The organism is Priestia sp. FSL W8-0524 (genome assembly GCF_038005965.1).
Taxonomy (GTDB): domain Bacteria; phylum Bacillota; class Bacilli; order Bacillales; family Bacillaceae_H; genus Priestia; species Priestia zanthoxyli.
This window is the reverse complement of sequence record NZ_JBBOUG010000001.1, coordinates 3,499,067-3,517,208: the sequence shown is the minus strand read 5'-3', so window position 1 is coordinate 3,517,208 and position 18,142 is coordinate 3,499,067. Positions and strand designations below refer to the sequence as shown.

Sequence of the window (18,142 nt, the reverse complement as noted above, 5' to 3'; positions counted from 1 at the left end):
ACGTTCTCTTTTTTTAGATGCTGGAGGGATTGAAGAAATGGCTGAATCGAAGTACAGAACGATTTTAGAAGCAAAATCTGGAGAGTTAGAAGCATTAAAAGACAAAGCAATCAAAGACAGCTGGCAGCCGATTTATCATATTCATCCACAGTACGGGCTGATGAATGATCCAAACGGATTGATTCAATTAAACGGTGAATATCACGTGTTTTATCAGTGGTATCCGTACGGTGCGATGCATGGAATGAAGCACTGGGCTCATGTGAAATCTACGGATTTAGTAACGTGGGAACGCCTTCCGGTTGCCCTAACACCAACGGAAGAATATGAATCGCACGGCGCATACTCAGGCGGCGCTATCAAAAAAGATGGTCAAGGGCTGCTGTTTTATACGGGGAATGTAAAATACGAAGACGGCTCACGTTCAGCTAATCAATGTATCGCGATGCTAAAAAGGGATGGAAGTGTAGAAAAATACACGAACAATCCAGCGGTACGAGGCGTTCCTGATGGGTATACAGGACATGTGCGCGATCCGAAAGTATGGAAAGAAAATGATACATATTATATGCTGCTGGGCGCTCAGCGTGAAAACGAAACGGGCGCATTAATTGTGTATGAATCAAGCGATGCGCTTCAGTGGTCATTTAAAGGCGAAGTTCAAACATCGCTTCCTGACTTTGGCTATATGTGGGAGTGCCCGGATTACTTTAAACTGGACGGAAAAGATGTGTTTGTCTTTTCACCGCAGGGAATCAAAGCGGACAGCCACGATTTTCATAATATTTATAATGTGATTTACGCGGTGGGAACCTTTGATGTGGAAAGTTTAACGTTTGAAATGGAGTATTACCGTGAAATTGATAAAGGATTTGACTTTTATGCACCGCAAACGTTTCAAGATGAAAGCGGACGTCGCTTGCTATTTGCATGGATTGGAAACCCGGACGTTGACTATCCATCAGACGAATACGGATGGGCCCATGCATTAACGCTTCCTCGTGAGCTTTCCCTTGAAGGAAATGAACTTGTTCAAAAGCCTGTAGAAGAGTTAAATAAGCTTCGAGATCAAGCGGTTCATTTTAGAGGCACGCTAAAAAATGAAGAAGTGATTATTGATGAAGCAACAAACAATGCCTATGAAATCAATATGACGTTCCGCGAGATAGGGGCCAAACAGTTTGGTTTAGAGCTGTTTAATAGTAAAGAAGAAGAGCTTCGCCTTGTGTTTGATACAGAAAAGCAAGAAGTGAGACTTGACCGCTCTTCATTCCACCATCAATATGCAACGGAATACGGTGTCGTTCGCTCTGAAAAATGGACGGCGTCAAATGAAGTCGATGTTCGCGTATTTGTCGACAAAAGCATTGTCGAAATTTATATAAACGGCGGTAAAATTGTCTTCACTTCCCGCGTATTCCCGAAAAAAGATTCTAAATCAGCTGTAAATGTATTTGCAGAGGGATCTGTGGACTACCGTATTGATTATTACGGTATGTCGCGCGGCATTTCGTAAATGAGAAAAGAAGCTGTGACAAAAGTACTTTAGCGCAAGTGAAAAACGAACCACTAATTAACATGTTTGATTAGTGGTTCGTTTTTTTTACGATGGTGAATATAGTTTTATCTGTTTCGTTCCTTCTAGCAGTTGATTGGAGGGCAAGGCGAAGACTCCTGCGGGACAAGCGGAAGAGGTGAGACCCCGCAGGAGCCAAGCGACGAGGAGGCTCAGCAGCCGCCCGCGGAAAGCGAAGCCTTGCACGGAAATCAACTGCGGTGTAACAAGCGGTTCAGCTCATGTATCTCATTTATTCGTCTTTAGGTTAGCTTCATTTCGTTATGTTTTAACCTTTTTTTGAGCTCTATAAAAATAAAATACAAATACAAGAAGCAACTAAATGAGGAACAGCTGCAATAATAAAACGTTTCATCCATTCTGTATCCTCTCGCTGCCGGACCGGGGTAAAGTAAGGTCCTCTCGTTTCAAATCGAAATGTATCCAGTAAGGTTACGAGTGCAATTGCCGTAAGTAATATGCCAAGAGGGCCTGAAATATAGTAAATATACTGCCAGTTGCCTGCTGTAATAGAAATGATAATCACAATAATTAAAGATATAATGCCAGATATTAATCCCGTTTTCAAACTAAAAATCTCCTTACATCCAGTTTTTGCTTATCTATTTTACCATAACCGAATGAAGGTTTGTATATACGGCTCCGGACTGATATTTACTTTTTGGCTGTTCTTCTATGTAAGTATCTTCTCGTATAATATCTTCTCGTATAAAAAGAGTTTCCTAGCAAAAGCAGTGTCCCTAAAATCCAGCCAGCTGCAGGGGAATAAGGAAAGATATTTTTTATGCGTCAATCTGAACGTTTCTTTCCGGTTTATCACGCAGCGGCATCACCATACTCACAAATCCAACGACTACTACGATGATTGCCGCCGTTAAAAAAGTCGTCTGAGCACCTGCAAGCTTTACGACCATGCCTCCAAGAACAGGAGCAGTAAGTAAAACGGCGCTCGTTAAGGTGTTAATGAATCCGTACACTTTTCCTAGATGCTCTTTGTCACTGTACTTTTGAACGATATAGTTAAACAGCAGCAAATTAAGTCCAACTCCGGCGCCACCGATAGGTGCAGCAATCAAAATAAAATAGCGCGACATAACGGCTGGGTTAAAGCAGCTAATAAAAAATAAAGAACCTCCAAATAGAAGCAGTCCAAGTGATAAAAGTCTAAATGGATGGTGAACCTGTTTTTTTCGATTAAGATACACTCCTGTTGCTAGCGCTCCCAGCCCGATTCCAGAAAGCAGCCAGCCGAGCATTTCCGGGTTATGAGGGAGCACATCTCGAAGAAAGATGCTAATTTGAGCATCAACAAGCATGATGACAAAGTATGAAACGTGAAACAAAACAACGACACGTAAAAGAATCGGGTGCTGAAAAACGAGTTTCCAGCCGTTTGAGTACGTTTCTTTCGGTTGATGGGAAGAACGAGCAGCTTGCCCTTGAATATTTTTACCTGCTTTTTTAAGTGAAAACAGCACGCCGATAGAAATCATACAAGCTGCGGCGTTAACTAAAATACATGCTTTAGGTGTTGTAAACGTCAGCGCGGCGGCTCCGAGAAACGGTCCCACAACTTTGGCAATTTGAAACATAATGTTTTGTAAAGTAGAGGCCTGCAGCAGCTGGTCTTCTTTGACCACTTCTCGAACGTAAGCAAGCTGTGCGGGCACTTTCATAACAGAACTCATAGAGCGCAGCGTCAGCACCCCTAGTGCCAAAAGCGGTTCATTTGTGAAAAATAACAGACATGTAAACAGAAGACGGACTAGTTCAGACAGAAACATCAGCTGTACTTTATTGTAGCGGTCTGCTAAATTTCCAGCTGCTTGACTTAGCAGGATGCTAGGCAAAGCGTACGCGACAGGAATAAGCGTAATCCAGAGGGAATTTGCGTGCCACACGTATGTAAAAAGCGTCATCACCGCAAACATATCAAATAAATCTCCGAAGCTTGCCGCAGTACTTGAAATAAATAATTTTTTATAAGAAGAATTAGCAAACAGCTTTTCTTTTTTCAATACTTTCATTCCTTTATGTGTTGTTCGTAAAAAATAATCGCATCTTCAATAAATTGAAGGACTTCGCTGTCAATAGGATAGAGATTAAGTGAACTGGATGCCTCAGGAGATTTGCGAATATCCCAAAAGGCTTTCTCTAAATCGGTATGAGGGCCAAATAGCTCACTTGATAAAAGCAGTATATCCGCCGCAATCAGCTGGCCATCTTCAGACTGTGGTGAACGCTGATGCTTTAAACACAGCTGAATTCGTTTAATGATGCTGATCCATTTATCAGCACTCTCATTCTCCAGTTTAGGCATATCACGCTGCAGAATCTCACTTTCTTCTATTGAAAGCAGATCAGTCCAGCTGCTTTGTGTAGTAGGCTGATTGTGAACTAAAGGAAGGAGCTGCTTCCAGTTTAGTTCACCTTCTATTTTTATACTGTTGCGAAGAGTGTGGGTGTGTTCTAAAGCTCGCTGAATTTCTGAAGCTTTCTGCTGAAGTTTTTGCTGATGAATCGCTAAAAGTTCATCAATACTTACTTGATGAAGAATAAGTTCAATATCTCGCAAAGGAACGGCTAAGTTTTTTAACAGGGTAATTTTCTCTAGTGTGACTAAGTCCGTTTCTGAGTAGGAGCGTTTTCCATTTTCGGCTTTTGACGATGGATGAAGCAATCCGATTTGATCGTAGTAACGAAGCGTACGCACCGTGAGTCCTAATTTTTTAGCGGCTTGCCCCGTAGAAAAATAAATCATGTTTAATCCCTCCAAAAAAATGCTTGCAGGTAACGTTACGTCACCTTTTACACTGAATATAGGTAAAAGGGAGGCGAAGTAAATTGAAAAAACAAAATCAAGGATTATGGACAATAAAATCATTTGTAATTATGCTAGTCGTTACGTTTATTGGTGTTCCTGTTTTCATTGAAGGAGCATTGCAGCACGTTTTCCAGTCGTTATTTAAAAGTGAGCTCTATGCTGGAACAGCTACTGGATTTGTTATGGCAACTGTGTTTTTATCAGCTCTGTATGGGCTGATGGTGCAGGCTGGTGATAGAAAAATTGGTTTTCAATCGTTTTCAAAACGTCACTGGCCGCTCATTCTTTTTTGGCTTTTTGTGCTGATCTTAGGAAGTGTGGCAATTGTTGTACTCATGGAATGGTTTGGTATGACGTATGAAAATAAAAAAACAGCCAGTTTACAGCATGACCTGTCGCTGTTTTCATTTATACTTGCTTTTGTTTCAGCCGCTGTGATCTCACCTTTTTATGAAGAGATTATTTACCGAGGTTTTTTTTATACGTGGCTGAAACGTAAAGGAGGGATTGTATTTGGATTGGCGGGAAGTTCGTTTATCTTTATGCTGGTGCATATTCCAACGTACAATACCTTGCCCGTTAACTTTTTTTCAGGTCTCGTATTCGCTTGGGTGTACGAAAAAACAAAGTCGTTGCTTCCGAGTATGATCATTCATGCTTGTTTTAATGGAATCGCCGTTATTTTAACAGCGGCAGCTTAATGTAGTTTCGATAATGGGTAAGCTATGATTTATCTTACCATATTATGTATAATGAAGAAGCGAATTGTAAAAAAATAAGCGGGAAATGAACCAAAAAACTGCTAGAAGCACTGCCTGTTCCTAACAGTTTTTTGTATATGCACGCACGCTCAAGGCTTGTCTTAAAGTGCACATTAAGGTGTATGATAATAGTGACTATAAACAGAAATAAAAAGGAGAGGGTATCGATGGAATATCGAAAGCTTGGAACAACAGGTCTGGAAGTATCAAATTTATGTCTAGGTACCATGGCGTTTGGACGATGGATTGACGAAAAAGCGTCGGCAGCTATTTTACATAGCGCCATTGAAAACGGAATTAACTTCATCGACACAGCCAACTATTACGGAAAAGGGCAGGATGAAGAGTTTAGATATGGCACAGGGGAATCTGAAGAAATTATTGGACGCGCGTTAAAAGGAAAACGAGATGATGTTGTGCTTGCAACAAAAGTCGGCATTGCCGTAGGAAAAGGCAAAAATGATAAAGGTCTTTCACGTACACATATTATGAGAGAAGTTGATAATCAGCTGCGACGACTGCAGACGGACTACATCGATCTTTATCAAGTTCATCTTTTTGATCACCATACACCTATGGAAGAAACGCTTCGCACGCTAGATGATTTAGTTCGTCAAGGCAAAGTTCGTTATATTGGCTGCTCCAATTATGCCGCGTGGCAAATCGCAAAGTCTCATCATATTAGTGACAACATGAATCTTGAAAAATTTATTTCCGTTCAGCCTCAGTACAATCTTCTCTCTCGTGAAATTGAACAAGAGCTGCTGCCGTTTAGTCAATCCGAAGGTGTAGGCGTTATGGTATACAGTCCGTTAGCGCGCGGCATGCTTTCAGGCAAATATAAAACACCAAATGACGTGCCGCCAGAAAGCCGTGCTGCACATGGTGAAAAGCTGCTGCGAAACTACTTTACTGACCGAAACTTTCAGCTGGTGGAGCAGTATCGCAAGTTAGCAGAACAACATGAAGTAAGCTTGTCTCAGTTTGCTCTTTCATGGGTGCTAAATCAGCCCGCTGTGACATCAAGTATTATCGGAGCTAGTAAATTGCACCACGTAACAGATGCAGTTGAAATCAGCGATTGGACATGGTCAGAAGAACTGCTAAACACCGTAAATTCACTGTATTAATAAAAAGTCCGCAGGTGCACCTGCGGACTTTTGTGTTTATATTTTAATTTCTTTTTGCTCTAACCTTGCTTCTAGTGAGTCGTACAAAGCCAACTTGTAGTTAATTTGCTCGAGGTATTTAAAGGTTTTGGCCATTTCTTCTTCTACCGCTTCTTTGTGCTGAAGCATCATGTTTTTTCGTTCTTTAATCGTGCTTTCCCCTTGTTTATAGAGCTCTACATAGCGCTTTATTTCTGCAAGCGGCATGCCAGTTGAGCGCAGAGCTAAGATAAAACGGATCCACTCAATATTCGTATCGTTATAGAGGCGCTTTCCATTTTCATCACGTTCTACAAAAGGAAGGATTCCTTCTTTTTCATAATAGCGCAAAGTTGGTGCGGAAAGCCCGGTTTTTTCATTCATTTCTTTCATGCTATAAGACAAGATTGTTCACTCCCACTTATGAATCGTAAAGCTTACTTTAAGGTATATGATAATCGATAGTTGAACGTTTTATCAAATTCTTTTTCGGTTATCTTTAAAAAAATGGAACTTTTATACATTTTGTCCGTAATAACAAGTAGACAATAAGAAACTTACTGTAAAAGGTTAAGTAAAGGGGATAGAGTAATGAAAAAAATAAAATGGATTAGTTTTATACTGCTGCTGATTTCAAGCGGAGTGTTTTTTATCAATCATCAGTACGCCATTTTACTAGCGGCTTGGACCGCTTACGGAATGGCTTTATCAGTCCTGGTTTATTTCTTTTCATACGGCATGAGTGATTCAAATCAAGAATAAAAACCGTATGCGCGTTTCTTATTGTCTTCAAAATAAAAGCAAAAAATGAAAGGGTGGAAGAAATGGGAGAACTTTTTTGGATGATTTTTTTCGGAGCGTGTATTTGGGTTCCACTAATTTGGAATAAAATTGCGATTGGCAAGCGCATCGCTTACGAAGAAAAGAAAGCAGGACGTGATTTAACAGGGGAAATCAATCCGTTTACCGGAGGAAGAATGTAAATAGAGATTAAGACATCTCTAAATTACTCCCATTGAAAGACGAACAAATAGGATAAATGAGCTCATATGAATTGTTTGTGACACCGCTGTTAATTTCCGTGCAAGGCTTCGCTTTCCGCGGGCGGCCGGTGAGCCTCCTCGTCGCTTACGCTTCTGCGGGGTCTCACCTGTTCCGCTTTTCCCGCAGGAGTCTTCGCCTTGCCCTCCAATCAACAGCTAGAAGCAGCTACCTACATAAAACTTACATTCAGCCTATCCATAAAAAATCCGAACGAATTTAATTCTCTACCAAGAATCTCAATGCATCGTTCAAATTTCCCTACTACTAATAAAATACGTTTGTTTCAGCCTCTTCATTAGTAAAGAAAACAATAGTTTAATTTTGTGATAAATAGTATAATTAACCATATTTATTTTAGACAGAAAGGCTGATGAAAAGGTGTCAACATTCTTTTTGGCCGGCATGGTACTTGTGCTGGTGATGATTGTTTTTTCGCGTACGCTGTGGGTTCCCAGCGGAGTGGTAGAACGTCTCAGCAAGAAAAAGTGGTTTCAAAACCACTGGCTGAGCGGAGGCTATTTGTTTGGCATTAATGCTTTATATTTTGGCACTACGATATTTTTACTCTATCTTCTTATGTTTACAGATATCCCTTATTTACATCTTGTTCTTATGTTTTTAGCGACGATTGTAAGTATTTTCACGTGGAGCGCTTTTAGTACAGCGTGGACAGGGTCATTTAAAAACCGTCTTAAAATGGCTTTAACAGGAAGCAGCTTTTACTTGATAGTGGCATTGATTATGGTGAGCCAGTGGCTAAGCGTTAAGCCTCTGTATCCTAATGAAGATACGTTTATGCGAGCTTTAGGATGGATGCTTGGCTTTTTCGTCTCAGCCGTCGCTTTTAGTATATGCTTCATCTTCACTGCGTTTCTAGGAAAACGTTCACCGCGTGTGTCATGATATCATCCGCTTTTTAACGTTTTTTTCTAGTTAACTACTATTGACGAAAGCAGGGGTAAACGTGATTCGAGAAATTTCATCTTCTGATGCAGCCGCTTTTTTAACGTTAAATAAAAAGCTTGATAAAGAAACCGCCTATATGCTGTACGAGGAAAATGAGCGTGCGACTACGCTTGAACAGCAGAAAAAAATGATTACCACTTTTTTAAAGATGCCGAACTCGACCATTTTAGTGGCGGAACAAGACGGACAGCTTGTTGGGCATTTATCTGTGATTGGAGGAAGCGTTAACCGAAAAAAACACAGCGCATACTTAGCTGTTGGCGTGCTTCATTCTTATGGAAACCGAGGTATCGGCACTGCGTTGTTTGAAGAAATGGAGAAATGGGCAGCACAGAGCGGCATTAAACGAGTAGAGCTAACGGTGATGACCCACAATGAACCGGCCATTTCGCTGTATAAAAAGATGGGTTTTGAAATAGAAGGGAAAAAAGTATGTTCACTCGTTGTAGACGGAAAATCAGTCGATGAATATTATATGGGGAAGGTTTTTGAAAAAACGTGCTTAAAGACCTGCGGTAGTATGTCAACTGAAAAATGAAAGAACGTAAAGTTATCAAAGGGCAATTTACTTAAAAAAAGCATCACGAAACTAGACCAGTAACGAATGTTATTTACTGGAAAATATTTGAAAGGTAGCGATGACAAGTTTTATGTCATATTTTCACGCCCCTTTCTGGCGTAAAGAGTTGGTGACTGCGTAGTAGCGCATCCACCAATCGCACGAGTTTTCTTGCGGTTAGAACGAGTGCACGTTTGTGTTGATGTTTTGGTACTTCACTGTACTTTTTCACGTAGTAATCCCGGTAATCTGGAACTTGCTTTCGTACGGAGTTGGCGGCTTCAACTAAGTAATATCGCAAGTAGTGGTTACCGTTACGTGATAGGGACGTGTCTTCGGCAGTAAAGCGCCCAGACTGATGCTTTCGCCAGTATAGACCTGCGTATTTTGCTACTTTAGCTTCATCATCAAACCGGTCTATTTGGCCAATTTCAGCTATGATACCCGCAGCGAATACGGGACCAATTCCAGGGATGGATTCAAGCGTGTGTGTCAATCCAGCCATCAGTTTTTTGATCGCTTTGTCAATTTCTTTTATCTGCTTTTGGAAGGTGCGAATGACCTCGATCGAGGTCCCAAGTATCACATCCATGGAATCTTCCACTACCTTGTCCAAGCGATACGAAGATCGCACGGCTTTCTGAATGGAGGTTGCCACACATTTCGGGTCACCAAATCGGTTTTTCCCTTTCTCTTGAAGGAATGCTGCTAGTTCCTCCAGTGGTAGGTGGGCTAGTTCTTCCAAGCTGTATTTCTCTAAGAAAAGCTCCATCATTGCGTTACCGAAGACCGAGGAGTCTACTTCTTGAGAGAAAGTATTACACTTATAGCTTAGGTGTTGAAGAAAATGCTGCTTTTCTTTTGTCATCATACGAATGAGTTGGTAACGGGACCGAGTCAGTTGTTGTAAGGCCACGTATTGGCTTTCTTTGACCACTGACATCTGGTTACGTCCAAAACGTAAGTAATCCGCAATGATAAAGGCATCGATTTCATCTGTTTTGTTCATGTCCGAATAGCTTTTCTTAAAATTAGCTATTTGTTTAGGGTTCATGACAAACACCTTGGCACCGAAGACTTTTAAGTCTTCATCATGATGGAGAAACATCGACGGGTGAAAACTATAGACCGATGTAGATTCTAAGCCAATCTTTAAGACGTCAACTTCTTGATCGCCTATGCAGTCCAATAAACGCTCTTTAAGCAACGTCGCGCCTGGTAAGTCATTGGTGACGGTAAAGGCATTCAGCTTTTCTCCTTCACCATTTAAAATGCATACTTTCATATCAAACGAACTTACATCTAAACCAACAAATAATCTCACGGGAGAGACCTCCTTTCGATTTAGAATCACTTGGCATTTCCTTGGACGTCTCGAGATATCTCTAGTGTGTACGCCGACCAACAACCTCGTGTATCAGAGCTTCCCCTGCATTCGAAAGCCGCCATAGAGCTACTACCCTCTAGGTTCGAATGACAGGCTGCTCAGCCTGCGAGTAGGGAGTCCCGCGCGTTCACTGAGAAACAGTCTTACATTGTGGTTAATCCACAGGAGAAAGAAGAATTGTCCCAAATGATCCTATGATCATTATCTAGAAATATCTTGAGACGTCCAAGTAATATGTTATTTAGTTTATTAATTAATATGGAAACAGATCTTAGCTCCTAAATAGGGCTTAAATATAATATACGAGGAGAAATGAACATGGAAACGACGATTGTTCAGTTAAATGAATGGGTGATAAAGCTTCCTAAAAAGCTTGAAGTACTCTCTGAAGCAGAGGCGTCAAACCGTCCTGCTCCTAAGAAATGGTCACCAAAAGAAATTGTGGGGCACTTATGTGACTCAGCCATTCACAATTTACAGCGCTTTATCAACGTGCAACATGAAAAAATACCTTTGGCCCTGATACCTTACAAACAAGATGAATGGGTAGAACTGCAGCACTATCAAGATACGTCCATGGAAGAAGTAGTTGCCCTATGGAGCAACTTAAATAAGCAAATTGCTTCCGTTCTTTTGCATATACCAATAGAAAAGCATATGTATCAATTCGAACTAGGAGATGGAAAGTTCGTTTCGCTTGAATGGTTGGCTAAAGATTATATCGCTCATTTGGAGCATCATATCAAGCAAATCGACGCTCAAATGCCGCTAGGAGGCAAAGAGGATGAAAAAAGAACATAAAAAAGAAGAATCTCAGGTGAAAGTCGATTTGAGAGCAGGCCGCGCCTATGGTGACCATGAATACATAGGAGCTTCGAAAAAGGGCGTGCTTCTTGCTTTGTTACCCGTTCTGATCATTGCTGGAGGTATATTTTTTTTGATGGTAAAATGATAAAAGCCGCATTATAGCGACTTTTTTTCATAGAGGTGCTGGGTTTTGCTTCCTTCGGGATTGTTGAGGCTTTCTAGGGTGGAAAAGCCTGCGTGTTCTGCGACTATTTTAGCTGCAGAAGGAAGCGTTTCGACTCTTTCCCAAGATTCTGGGTTCCACAGTTTTGATCGCTTGAACGCTTTGCTGCAGTGGAGAAAGCACTCTTGTACTTCGACGCCGATAGCGAGCAGCGGAGTTTCGTTGTGAACCGCCATTGTTTCAAGCAGCGCTTTTTCTTTTACAATGCAAGCTTTGCCGTTAATACGCAGCGTTTCTTCTATGCCTGGAATTAAAAAAAGCAGCCCTATTTGAGGATTAGATAAAATATTTTCCAATGAATCTACTTTTTGATTGCCGCGCCTCTCTGGAATCAACAGCCTTTTCTCATCGACGACTTGTACAAAACCAGCATGATCACCTCGTGGAGAGCTGTCGCAAATTCCTTTATGATCAGCTGTAGCGATGATGACAAAAGGGGAATGTTTAATAAATTCCCGGCAGTGTCGATCTAAATAAGGAATTATTTTTTGATGCGCCAATTTGTTAGGCGCGCCGACTATACGTCGAAGCTCTTCCTTCGTTTTTACTCGTTCTTTAAAGTGACCGTTTTTCATTCCTCTTTTCACTCCTACAGTTTGCGTATACTGAAAATACCATTTTTACATATGAAATTCTATGTTTTTATATTAAAAAAACAGAAAAATCAGTATATTGAAAAGAAGGAGAAGCATGGTAACGCTAATTTCGGTCTTTTTTTAAGTTTTTGATTGCGTTATCAAATATGTCATTAACCGTTTTCATATGTTCACTGACAAGATGGTCGGAGTCTTTTTCTCTCTGGCGCATGTCTTTTAACAAATCATCCATATCATCTAGCAAACTTTGAAAATACTCATCTTTTTGTTCTTCTTTCATTGTGGAATCGTCCATTTCATCGAGCTTATCGAGCTTATCTTCAATTTTTTTGAAGTATTCATCTCTCAAAATTCTCACCTCATTTATAAAGTAGCTTTCTGCTTATTGTATGCAAAATGTTTGTTTGCATGAGTAAGAAGTAGAAAGGGTATAAAGAAAAAAGAGTCTAAAAAGCTCATTTGCATCTTAGTAGGTTACTTTTTAGTTCCCATATTACTTTAAAGTGCGTACTTTTTTTTCGTGTTTCCATGCTTCATAATAAATTTTGTCAGGGAATAATAAGACATTTAATAAATTGATTATACGAATCAAATTCTAAAATAGAGGTATAAAAATTTCAGGAGGTTTTATTCATATGAGAGAGATACTGCAAGGAAAACTAGGTTTTGGAACAGCACCACTAGGCAATATGTATCGCAATATTCCAGAAGAAGAGGCCATCGCAACGGTTGATGCTGCTTGGGAAAGCGGCATCCGCTACTTTGACGCAGCCCCTCTTTACGGAGCTGGCTTAGCAGAAATGCGCCTTGGTGAAGCACTATCAAAAAGAAACCGCGATGAGTATGTGCTAAGTACAAAGGTAGGTCGCGTCATTTCAGATGAATTGGAAGACACATCTTCACGTGATATGGGAGAAAAAGGCGGGCTTTTTGAATTCGGCCGTAAAAATAAAATTATTAATGACTATAGCGCTGATGCAACTCTTCGTTCAATTGAGCAAAGCTTAAACCGTTTAAAAACAGATCGCTTAGACTTTGTGTATATTCATGATGTTGCGCAAGATTTTTATGGAGATGAGTGGGTAGGACAATTTGAATCTGCTCGAACGGGCGCATTTCGTGTGCTTACACGTTTGCGCGAAGAAGGAGTTATAAAAGGATGGGGACTTGGAGTAAACCGAGTGGAACCAATCGAAATTATGCTGGAGCTAGAAGAAGCAAAGCCTGATGTATCGCTGCTCGCTGGCCGATACACGCTGTTAGATCATGAACGTGCGCTGCAGCGAGTGATGCCCGAAGCTGTAAAGCATAATATGGACATCGTTGTCGGCGGACCATACAGCTCAGGCGTTCTTGCTGGAGGTACACACTTTGAATATCAAAAAGCGTCTTCAGACATTATGGAAAAAGTAGAAAAAATCAAAGCCATTGCAGATCGTCATCAGATCAGCATTAAGGCTGCTGCTGTACAGTTCTCACTGGCTAATCCAGCGGTTGCTGCCGTTATTCCTGGGGCCAGTCGTCCAGAGCGTATTGCAGAAGACAAAGCGGCATTAAACACGGTAATTCCGGCAGCCTTCTGGGAAGAAATGCGTGAACAGCAGCTTGTAGCGTCTCATGCACCGCTGCCAATAAACGTTAAATGAAGGTAGAACGGTAAATAGTAAGTAGAAAAAGAGTCTGGGACAAAAGTATTTTAGAGGAAGTGAAAAACGAACCATTGATCAAAATCTTTGATTAGTGGTTCGTTTTTTTTGTTTTGAAATAGGGATTTGTCATATATTTAGTAAGAATTGGTTAAATACGAACAATTTAAATAAATAATATTAAAATATTCGTTTTTTATATTGAATAACCATTTTGTATTTGATACATTTAGAAAGTGAAAAATATTGCTCGTATATGCTTGGAAATATGGTCTAAGTGTCTCTACCTGGTTCCCATTCAAAGAACTGGACTACGAGTTAAAGTATAAAAATGTTCGGTTTACCCAGACAGAAGCTGTATTCCGTACTTAATTTCTTATACTTTGACTCTAAAAAACGTAGACCATGAAACATGCTCTAGGTTTTTTTCTTTTGTCCAATCATCGAGTGTATGAAACAGCAAAACGAAATGGAGTGAAAGTAACGATCTATGAAAAACAAGATGTTAAAAACAGGTGCTTTATTTACTATTGGTATGGTTTTACTGCTATCTATACTTGCCGGGTGTAATTCAGCTTCAAAAAAAGAAGCCGGAGATAAACAGAAGCAGCAGCCTATTATTGTGCAAGGACCGATGCCGATAGAAGCGCAGAAATTCGCTAAAAAATTAGAAAATGTAAAAGAAGAAAAGTCAGGGAATTTTGTTTTTTACAAAGGAACTGTCGATAATTATCCAGTCATCGTGGTTAAAACAGGAAAAGGAATGGAAAACACGGCAGCTGCTACAGCGATAGCTATAGAAAAATACCATCCTAAAGCAATTATCAACCAAGGAACATCGGGCGGGCATGATGAAAACCTGAACGTGTTTGATATTGTATTAGGAAAGCGAACAACGAATATAGGCTCTTTAAAAACAGAAGATAAAAAAGAAGGCGAAGGAATGGATCCTACTGCGTGGAAGCCGATGGATTTAATGGCTTCTGAAGGAAGCGCTGGAGAAGATCCTGATGCTGAAAAAGCTCGTTATTATGAAGGAGATAAGAAGTTACTTGCGGCTGCAAATGCAGTAAAAGATACATATAAAAAAGGTAAAGTGGTTGAAGGAACGATAGGATCAGCAGACACGTGGAATAACGAAGTGGATCGAATTAAGTGGTTCCATACTAAGTACGGGACGTCTGTAGAAGAAATGGAAGGCGCAGCGGCAGCACAAATTGCAGGAAGCTACGACGTTCCATTCTTGGGTATCAGAGTGTTATCTAACAACAAAGTAAACGGTGGAAAATATAATCCAAATACAGCAGCCGCTTGCCAAGACTATGTTTATGAAGTAATTAAACACTATATCAGCACAAACGCTAAGTAAATCTTTATTTAAAAAAGCATCACAACTTTTGTTTCATTAACAAAGGTTGTGATGCTTTTTTCATCTCTAATCAGTAAGAGAATATTCAGTAAAAAAAGGAAAAAACGTATAAGCGAGGATGATGCTAATAATTGCAGCTACTACCATAGCTAGACTTGCAAACGTTCCTTCTTGTTCTCCTATTTCGAATGCCTTAGAGGCTCCTGCTCCATGGGCGCCCATACCAAGAAGTAGTCCTTTTGATGTTATGGTTTGAATGGAAAGAATTCGAATTAGTAAAGGGCCTAGAATGGTTCCTGCTAAACCGGTAATGATAACAAAAATAGTCGTCATTGTAGGGATTCCTCCAACGGTTCTCGACATATCCATCGCAATAGGCGTGGTAATGGAACGCGGTACTAAACTATTAATAAGAGACGTGCTGAGCTTCATCCATTTAGCAAAGAGAAACGAAGATCCGATTGCGGCTACAGAACCAATTGCTATGCTCACAATAATTTCAACTCCATGTTTTTTTAAAAGCTGAAAATGCTTGTGCATAGGAACGGCAAAAGAAACGGTGGCTGGACCAAGTAAATTTGTCAGCACCTTAGCTCCTCCGTTATAAGTTTGATAGGGGATATGGAAAATTGCTAAAAGAGAAATAAGAATAACAGAACAAGTTAAAATAGGAGAAAGCCATACAACATTCCAGCGCCCGTACACTTTTTTGCACAGTTCAAATATAAAAAACGTTCCTGCAATACTAACGATCTGTAGAAGTAGATTCATGTTTTACATCCTTTCTAAGCTTGGATAAAAATTTAGACGAGAGTCCGGTAGAGGCCATCACAACTGCGGTGCTTAGTATAATGACTAAAATAATTTTTGCTCCTTGAAAACCAATAAATTGCTTGTACTGCATAATACCTACAGAGGAAGGAATGAAAAAAAGAAGTAATTGTGCTAAAAGTAAAGCGGCACCAAGTTCTACCCACTCTACCTTCACTATCTTGACCTGCAGCAGCAAAAATAAAAGAAGCAGTCCTAAAACACTGCCAGGCAAATGTAGATAGGTACTTAAAAAATTCCCTATCATGAGAAAAACGTAAAGAAAACATATTTGAAAAAATTTTATGATCAACCTCATATGTGATAGCCATCCTTTTAAAAATTAGTTTGTTTACTTTTTCACAATCTTTTTTACAAAAAGAGCCGTCACGCAGCAGGACGGCATCTAAATGTGGTATTCATTTCTGTATACCAATGAAATAAAATCTCTAGCACCTAGTGCTAAAGCTTTTTAATTTTTGTCACGTTTATCAACTCAATTGTTGCTGTATATGCTGTTCATTTGTGAATCCTTTGTGTTGTGTGAAAATTGTCATCCATTTTGATTGATAATACCGCGTGGAATTATGATTGCTACGCTATATACTGTAACTTGATTTTTTTCTTTCGTAAAATACATATAAACGATAAATTATATGCATTATGTCTATAGGAATTTACTGTTATAACATCAAAATGTTATGGAATAGTTGGATTGATTAATGTGAATGAAGTTTATGATGGTAAATTTAAAGTTTATACAACTTTTCATACTTTTTCGTCAAATAATTAATTAACGGCTGAGCATCAATTCTATCTATAGAAAGACCAGTTAATATCTCTTTTGGCGTCTTTAGTTTTCCATACTGGTGAATATGCTGTTTTTGCCAGTCTGCTATAAGCGATAGATTTTGACTCGAAATGATTTTATCAAAGTCAGGATGGTCATTGATTAGGGCTTCTTGTAGCTGAGCTGCATAAATAAATCCTAGATTGTAGGAAGGGAAGTAGCCAAACGCTCCTCCGTACCAGTGGCCATCCTGCAATACTCCGTCAATGTCCGTTTCTGGTTTGATTCCTAAGTACGCTTCATATTTTGTATTCCATGCGGAAGGAAGATCCGAGACGCGAAGCTTGTCAGCGAATAAATCTCTTTCTAGCTCGTAGCGAATGATAATATGCAGCAGATACGTAAGGTCATCTGCTTGCAAACGAATAAGAGAAGGTGTGACTTCATTTAAGGCAAAGTAAAGAGTTTCAAATGAAATATTACCGTAGATCGCAGGTTCTAACTCTTTGAATAAGTGAGCGTGATTTCTCCAAAACCCTTCATGTTTTCCGATGATGCGTTCCCAAAAAAGAGATTGAGATTCATGCAGTCCCATAGACGTGTATGCGCCTAACCCTGTGTCAAGCAACTCAGAGCTAATTTGCTGATTATAAATAGAATGTCCGCCTTCATGTAAAAACATAAAAGCTGCCAGTTTTACATTGTGTTCGTCGTATCTTACTGCAAGCCTTGCGTCGTGAGGGTGAATGCCTGCACTAAACGGGTGGGTAGTGGTGCCTATTTGTCCCGACTTAAAGTTATAGCCAATCGCAGTTAGCAGGTGTTTTCCGAGCTTTTGCTGATTTTCGACCGAAAACGATTCGTGGAGAAACGATGTATCATGTGTAACCGAGGAGCGTTTGATTTTTGTCAGCAAAGGAAGAATAGCATCTTTAATTTGTTGAAAAAGCGAATCGATGGTTTCACTAGAAATTTCAGGCTCATATTCTTCTAAAAGCTGTTCGTAAGGAGCGAGGTGAGGATTACGGTACTCCGCAAATCTTTTATGCATATGAATCAACTGCTGCAGGTTGTCTTCAACGAGCTTAAAGTTATTTTGCTCTCTAGCCTGTGACCAAAGAGCATGAGTAGAAGCTTTTAAAACAGAAAATTGATGATAGTCTTCCAGTGGTACAGCGGAAAGTTTTTGATAGATGTTCCAATAGTGCTGTACTTGTTTTTGCTGTAGTTGACTTAGATTTTGTTCTTGAAGATGCTGCAATTCTTTTGCAAAGGCTGGATCTGTTTGCAGCAAATAAAGCTCTTTGGAAAGCGTGCCTTGAATGGTTGCATGCTGCTTTTGACTGTTAAGAGGAGCGGATGTTTTTGCGTCCCATGATAGAAGAGATAAAGCTTGTTTGTAGTGTTCAATCGTTGCAATATGTTCTTTAGTATGAAGACGGATGGCAGAGTTCATAATATCCTCCTTTAGATAAAATACTTTACTTATAAACATACTAAGAATTGAGAATTGAAACAAGACAAATTGAATCAGTAATTGCAAAGAAACAGTTTAATTTTGCTAATTTCACAAACAAATGGAAAGGTGGTAGGATGGTTTATATTCCTACTAACCTTACAAAAATAGTAGGTTTTA

At 39.8% G+C, this 18,142-nt stretch carries 23 protein-coding genes and 1 riboswitch; of the genes, 12 read left to right on the top strand and 11 right to left on the bottom strand.

Features of this window, described 5'->3' with window-relative positions; genetic code table 11:
* Positions 1-37: 37 nt before the first annotated feature.
* Together NST66_RS18485 and NST66_RS18480 are read left to right on the top strand one after the other, a co-directional pair.
* Complete coding sequence (locus NST66_RS18485; protein WP_033579951.1) at positions 38-1,516, top strand: glycoside hydrolase family 32 protein; 1,479 nt, start codon at positions 38-40, stop codon at positions 1,514-1,516.
* A gap of 132 nt (positions 1,517-1,648) precedes the next feature.
* Entirely contained in the window at positions 1,649-1,822 is a 174-nt protein-coding gene (locus tag NST66_RS18480) for a hypothetical protein (protein ID WP_165573632.1), read from the top strand.
* 40 nt (positions 1,823-1,862) lie between these two features.
* Here the strand turns inward: NST66_RS18480 and NST66_RS18475 are convergent, their stop codons facing one another.
* The 3 genes from NST66_RS18475 to NST66_RS18465 form a co-directional block, all read right to left on the bottom strand.
* Complete coding sequence (locus tag NST66_RS18475) at positions 1,863-2,144, bottom strand: hypothetical protein (protein WP_028414975.1); 282 nt, start codon at positions 2,142-2,144, stop codon at positions 1,863-1,865.
* Between the two features lie 214 nt (positions 2,145-2,358).
* On the bottom strand, positions 2,359-3,603 hold the full coding sequence (locus NST66_RS18470) for an MFS transporter (protein ID WP_230624681.1): 1,245 nt from the start codon (positions 3,601-3,603) through the stop codon (positions 2,359-2,361).
* Positions 3,600-4,337 carry a MerR family transcriptional regulator gene (locus NST66_RS18465; protein WP_049166009.1) on the bottom strand — a complete coding sequence of 246 codons (738 nt, stop codon included), beginning with the start codon at positions 4,335-4,337 and terminating at the stop codon, positions 3,600-3,602. The genes NST66_RS18470 and NST66_RS18465 overlap by 4 nt, the downstream gene beginning before the upstream one ends.
* 83 nt (positions 4,338-4,420) lie before the next feature.
* Between NST66_RS18465 and NST66_RS18460 the strand changes: the two genes are divergently transcribed.
* Both NST66_RS18460 and NST66_RS18455 read left to right on the top strand, forming a co-directional pair.
* A complete protein-coding gene (locus NST66_RS18460; protein WP_033579954.1) occupies positions 4,421-5,101 on the top strand; it encodes a CPBP family intramembrane glutamic endopeptidase in 681 nt (226 codons plus the stop codon).
* Positions 5,102-5,328: 227 nt separating this feature from the next.
* Positions 5,329-6,291 carry an aldo/keto reductase gene (locus NST66_RS18455; RefSeq protein WP_033579955.1) on the top strand — a complete coding sequence of 321 codons (963 nt, stop codon included), beginning with the start codon at positions 5,329-5,331 and terminating at the stop codon, positions 6,289-6,291.
* 36 nt (positions 6,292-6,327) lie between these two features.
* Here NST66_RS18455 and NST66_RS18450 read toward each other — a convergent pair whose 3' ends face one another.
* Positions 6,328-6,714, bottom strand: a complete 387-nt coding sequence (locus tag NST66_RS18450) for a MerR family transcriptional regulator (RefSeq protein WP_033579956.1) — start codon at positions 6,712-6,714, stop codon at positions 6,328-6,330.
* 186 nt (positions 6,715-6,900) lie between these two features.
* On the opposite strand from NST66_RS18450, the gene NST66_RS18445 reads away from it, so the two are divergent.
* Complete coding sequence (locus NST66_RS18445; RefSeq protein WP_165573631.1) at positions 6,901-7,071, top strand: hypothetical protein; 171 nt, start codon at positions 6,901-6,903, stop codon at positions 7,069-7,071.
* A gap of 62 nt (positions 7,072-7,133) precedes the next feature.
* Positions 7,134-7,292, top strand: coding sequence for a hypothetical protein (locus NST66_RS18440; protein ID WP_162200723.1), 159 nt, complete (start codon positions 7,134-7,136; stop codon positions 7,290-7,292).
* Positions 7,293-7,310: 18 nt separating this feature from the next.
* On the opposite strand, the gene NST66_RS18435 is transcribed toward NST66_RS18440, so the two are convergent.
* Positions 7,311-7,505, bottom strand: coding sequence for a hypothetical protein (locus tag NST66_RS18435; protein ID WP_048407606.1), 195 nt, complete (start codon positions 7,503-7,505; stop codon positions 7,311-7,313).
* A 250-nt stretch (positions 7,506-7,755) separates the two neighbouring features.
* On the opposite strand from NST66_RS18435, the gene NST66_RS18430 reads away from it, so the two are divergent.
* A complete protein-coding gene (locus NST66_RS18430; RefSeq protein WP_033580330.1) occupies positions 7,756-8,256 on the top strand; it encodes a hypothetical protein in 501 nt (166 codons plus the stop codon).
* 61 nt (positions 8,257-8,317) lie between these two features.
* Entirely contained in the window at positions 8,318-8,857 is a 540-nt protein-coding gene (locus tag NST66_RS18425) for a GNAT family N-acetyltransferase (protein WP_340843638.1), read from the top strand.
* A gap of 115 nt (positions 8,858-8,972) precedes the next feature.
* Here NST66_RS18425 and NST66_RS18420 read toward each other — a convergent pair whose 3' ends face one another.
* Positions 8,973-10,202, bottom strand: coding sequence for an IS110 family transposase (locus tag NST66_RS18420; RefSeq protein ID WP_050691787.1), 1,230 nt, complete (start codon positions 10,200-10,202; stop codon positions 8,973-8,975).
* 381 nt (positions 10,203-10,583) lie between these two features.
* Between NST66_RS18420 and NST66_RS18415 the strand changes: the two genes are divergently transcribed.
* A complete protein-coding gene (locus NST66_RS18415) occupies positions 10,584-11,066 on the top strand; it encodes a DinB family protein (RefSeq protein ID WP_340843637.1) in 483 nt (160 codons plus the stop codon).
* The gene (locus NST66_RS18410; RefSeq protein WP_167387332.1) at positions 11,050-11,217 is read left to right on the top strand and encodes a hypothetical protein; all 168 of its coding nucleotides are present in this window, start codon (positions 11,050-11,052) and stop codon (positions 11,215-11,217) included. The genes NST66_RS18415 and NST66_RS18410 overlap by 17 nt, the downstream gene beginning before the upstream one ends.
* Positions 11,218-11,228: 11 nt before the next feature.
* On the opposite strand, the gene NST66_RS18405 is transcribed toward NST66_RS18410, so the two are convergent.
* The gene (locus NST66_RS18405) at positions 11,229-11,870 is read right to left on the bottom strand and encodes a pyridoxamine 5'-phosphate oxidase family protein (protein ID WP_033579959.1); all 642 of its coding nucleotides are present in this window, start codon (positions 11,868-11,870) and stop codon (positions 11,229-11,231) included.
* Positions 11,871-11,994: 124 nt separating this feature from the next.
* Positions 11,995-12,249: a hypothetical protein gene (locus NST66_RS18400; protein WP_258524412.1), complete on the bottom strand. Its 255-nt coding sequence runs from the start codon at positions 12,247-12,249 to the stop codon at positions 11,995-11,997.
* A 277-nt stretch (positions 12,250-12,526) separates the two neighbouring features.
* Between NST66_RS18400 and NST66_RS18395 the strand changes: the two genes are divergently transcribed.
* Positions 12,527-13,537 (top strand): aldo/keto reductase, encoded by a 1,011-nt coding sequence (locus NST66_RS18395; protein ID WP_033579960.1) that lies wholly within the window; start codon positions 12,527-12,529, stop codon positions 13,535-13,537.
* Positions 13,538-13,767: 230 nt separating this feature from the next.
* A riboswitch (purine riboswitch) is annotated at positions 13,768-13,871 on the top strand.
* A 156-nt stretch (positions 13,872-14,027) separates the two neighbouring features.
* Positions 14,028-14,906, top strand: a complete 879-nt coding sequence (locus tag NST66_RS18390) for a 5'-methylthioadenosine/S-adenosylhomocysteine nucleosidase (protein ID WP_033579961.1) — start codon at positions 14,028-14,030, stop codon at positions 14,904-14,906.
* A gap of 66 nt (positions 14,907-14,972) precedes the next feature.
* Here the strand turns inward: NST66_RS18390 and NST66_RS18385 are convergent, their stop codons facing one another.
* From NST66_RS18385 to NST66_RS18375, 3 genes are all read right to left on the bottom strand, one after another.
* On the bottom strand, positions 14,973-15,677 hold the full coding sequence (locus NST66_RS18385; RefSeq protein ID WP_340843636.1) for an LrgB family protein: 705 nt from the start codon (positions 15,675-15,677) through the stop codon (positions 14,973-14,975).
* Positions 15,652-16,035, bottom strand: coding sequence for a CidA/LrgA family protein (locus NST66_RS18380; protein WP_033579963.1), 384 nt, complete (start codon positions 16,033-16,035; stop codon positions 15,652-15,654). The genes NST66_RS18385 and NST66_RS18380 overlap by 26 nt, the downstream gene beginning before the upstream one ends.
* Positions 16,036-16,465: 430 nt before the next feature.
* On the bottom strand, positions 16,466-17,962 hold the full coding sequence (locus tag NST66_RS18375) for a carboxypeptidase M32 (protein WP_340843635.1): 1,497 nt from the start codon (positions 17,960-17,962) through the stop codon (positions 16,466-16,468).
* Between the last annotated feature and the right edge of the window lie 180 nt (positions 17,963-18,142).

Excerpts from the sequence above, each read along its gene's own strand:
- NST66_RS18380 (WP_033579963.1), bottom strand. The coding sequence starts at position 16,035 with ATGAGGTTGATCATAAAATTTTTTCAAATATGTTTTCTTTACGTTTTT.
- NST66_RS18465 (WP_049166009.1), bottom strand. The coding sequence starts at position 4,337 with ATGATTTATTTTTCTACGGGGCAAGCCGCTAAAAAATTAGGACTCACG.
- NST66_RS18385 (WP_340843636.1), bottom strand. The coding sequence starts at position 15,677 with ATGAATCTACTTCTACAGATCGTTAGTATTGCAGGAACGTTTTTTATA.
- NST66_RS18470 (WP_230624681.1), bottom strand. The coding sequence starts at position 3,603 with ATGAAAGTATTGAAAAAAGAAAAGCTGTTTGCTAATTCTTCTTATAAA.
- NST66_RS18440 (WP_162200723.1), top strand. The coding sequence starts at position 7,134 with ATGGGAGAACTTTTTTGGATGATTTTTTTCGGAGCGTGTATTTGGGTT.
- NST66_RS18415 (WP_340843637.1), top strand. The coding sequence starts at position 10,584 with ATGGAAACGACGATTGTTCAGTTAAATGAATGGGTGATAAAGCTTCCT.
- NST66_RS18410 (WP_167387332.1), top strand. The coding sequence starts at position 11,050 with ATGAAAAAAGAACATAAAAAAGAAGAATCTCAGGTGAAAGTCGATTTG.
- NST66_RS18485 (WP_033579951.1), top strand. The coding sequence starts at position 38 with ATGGCTGAATCGAAGTACAGAACGATTTTAGAAGCAAAATCTGGAGAG.
- NST66_RS18405 (WP_033579959.1), bottom strand. The coding sequence starts at position 11,870 with ATGAAAAACGGTCACTTTAAAGAACGAGTAAAAACGAAGGAAGAGCTT.
- NST66_RS18445 (WP_165573631.1), top strand. The coding sequence starts at position 6,901 with ATGAAAAAAATAAAATGGATTAGTTTTATACTGCTGCTGATTTCAAGC.
- NST66_RS18375 (WP_340843635.1), bottom strand. The coding sequence starts at position 17,962 with ATGAACTCTGCCATCCGTCTTCATACTAAAGAACATATTGCAACGATT.
- NST66_RS18395 (WP_033579960.1), top strand. The coding sequence starts at position 12,527 with ATGAGAGAGATACTGCAAGGAAAACTAGGTTTTGGAACAGCACCACTA.
- NST66_RS18430 (WP_033580330.1), top strand. The coding sequence starts at position 7,756 with ATGGTACTTGTGCTGGTGATGATTGTTTTTTCGCGTACGCTGTGGGTT.
- NST66_RS18390 (WP_033579961.1), top strand. The coding sequence starts at position 14,028 with ATGAAAAACAAGATGTTAAAAACAGGTGCTTTATTTACTATTGGTATG.
- NST66_RS18455 (WP_033579955.1), top strand. The coding sequence starts at position 5,329 with ATGGAATATCGAAAGCTTGGAACAACAGGTCTGGAAGTATCAAATTTA.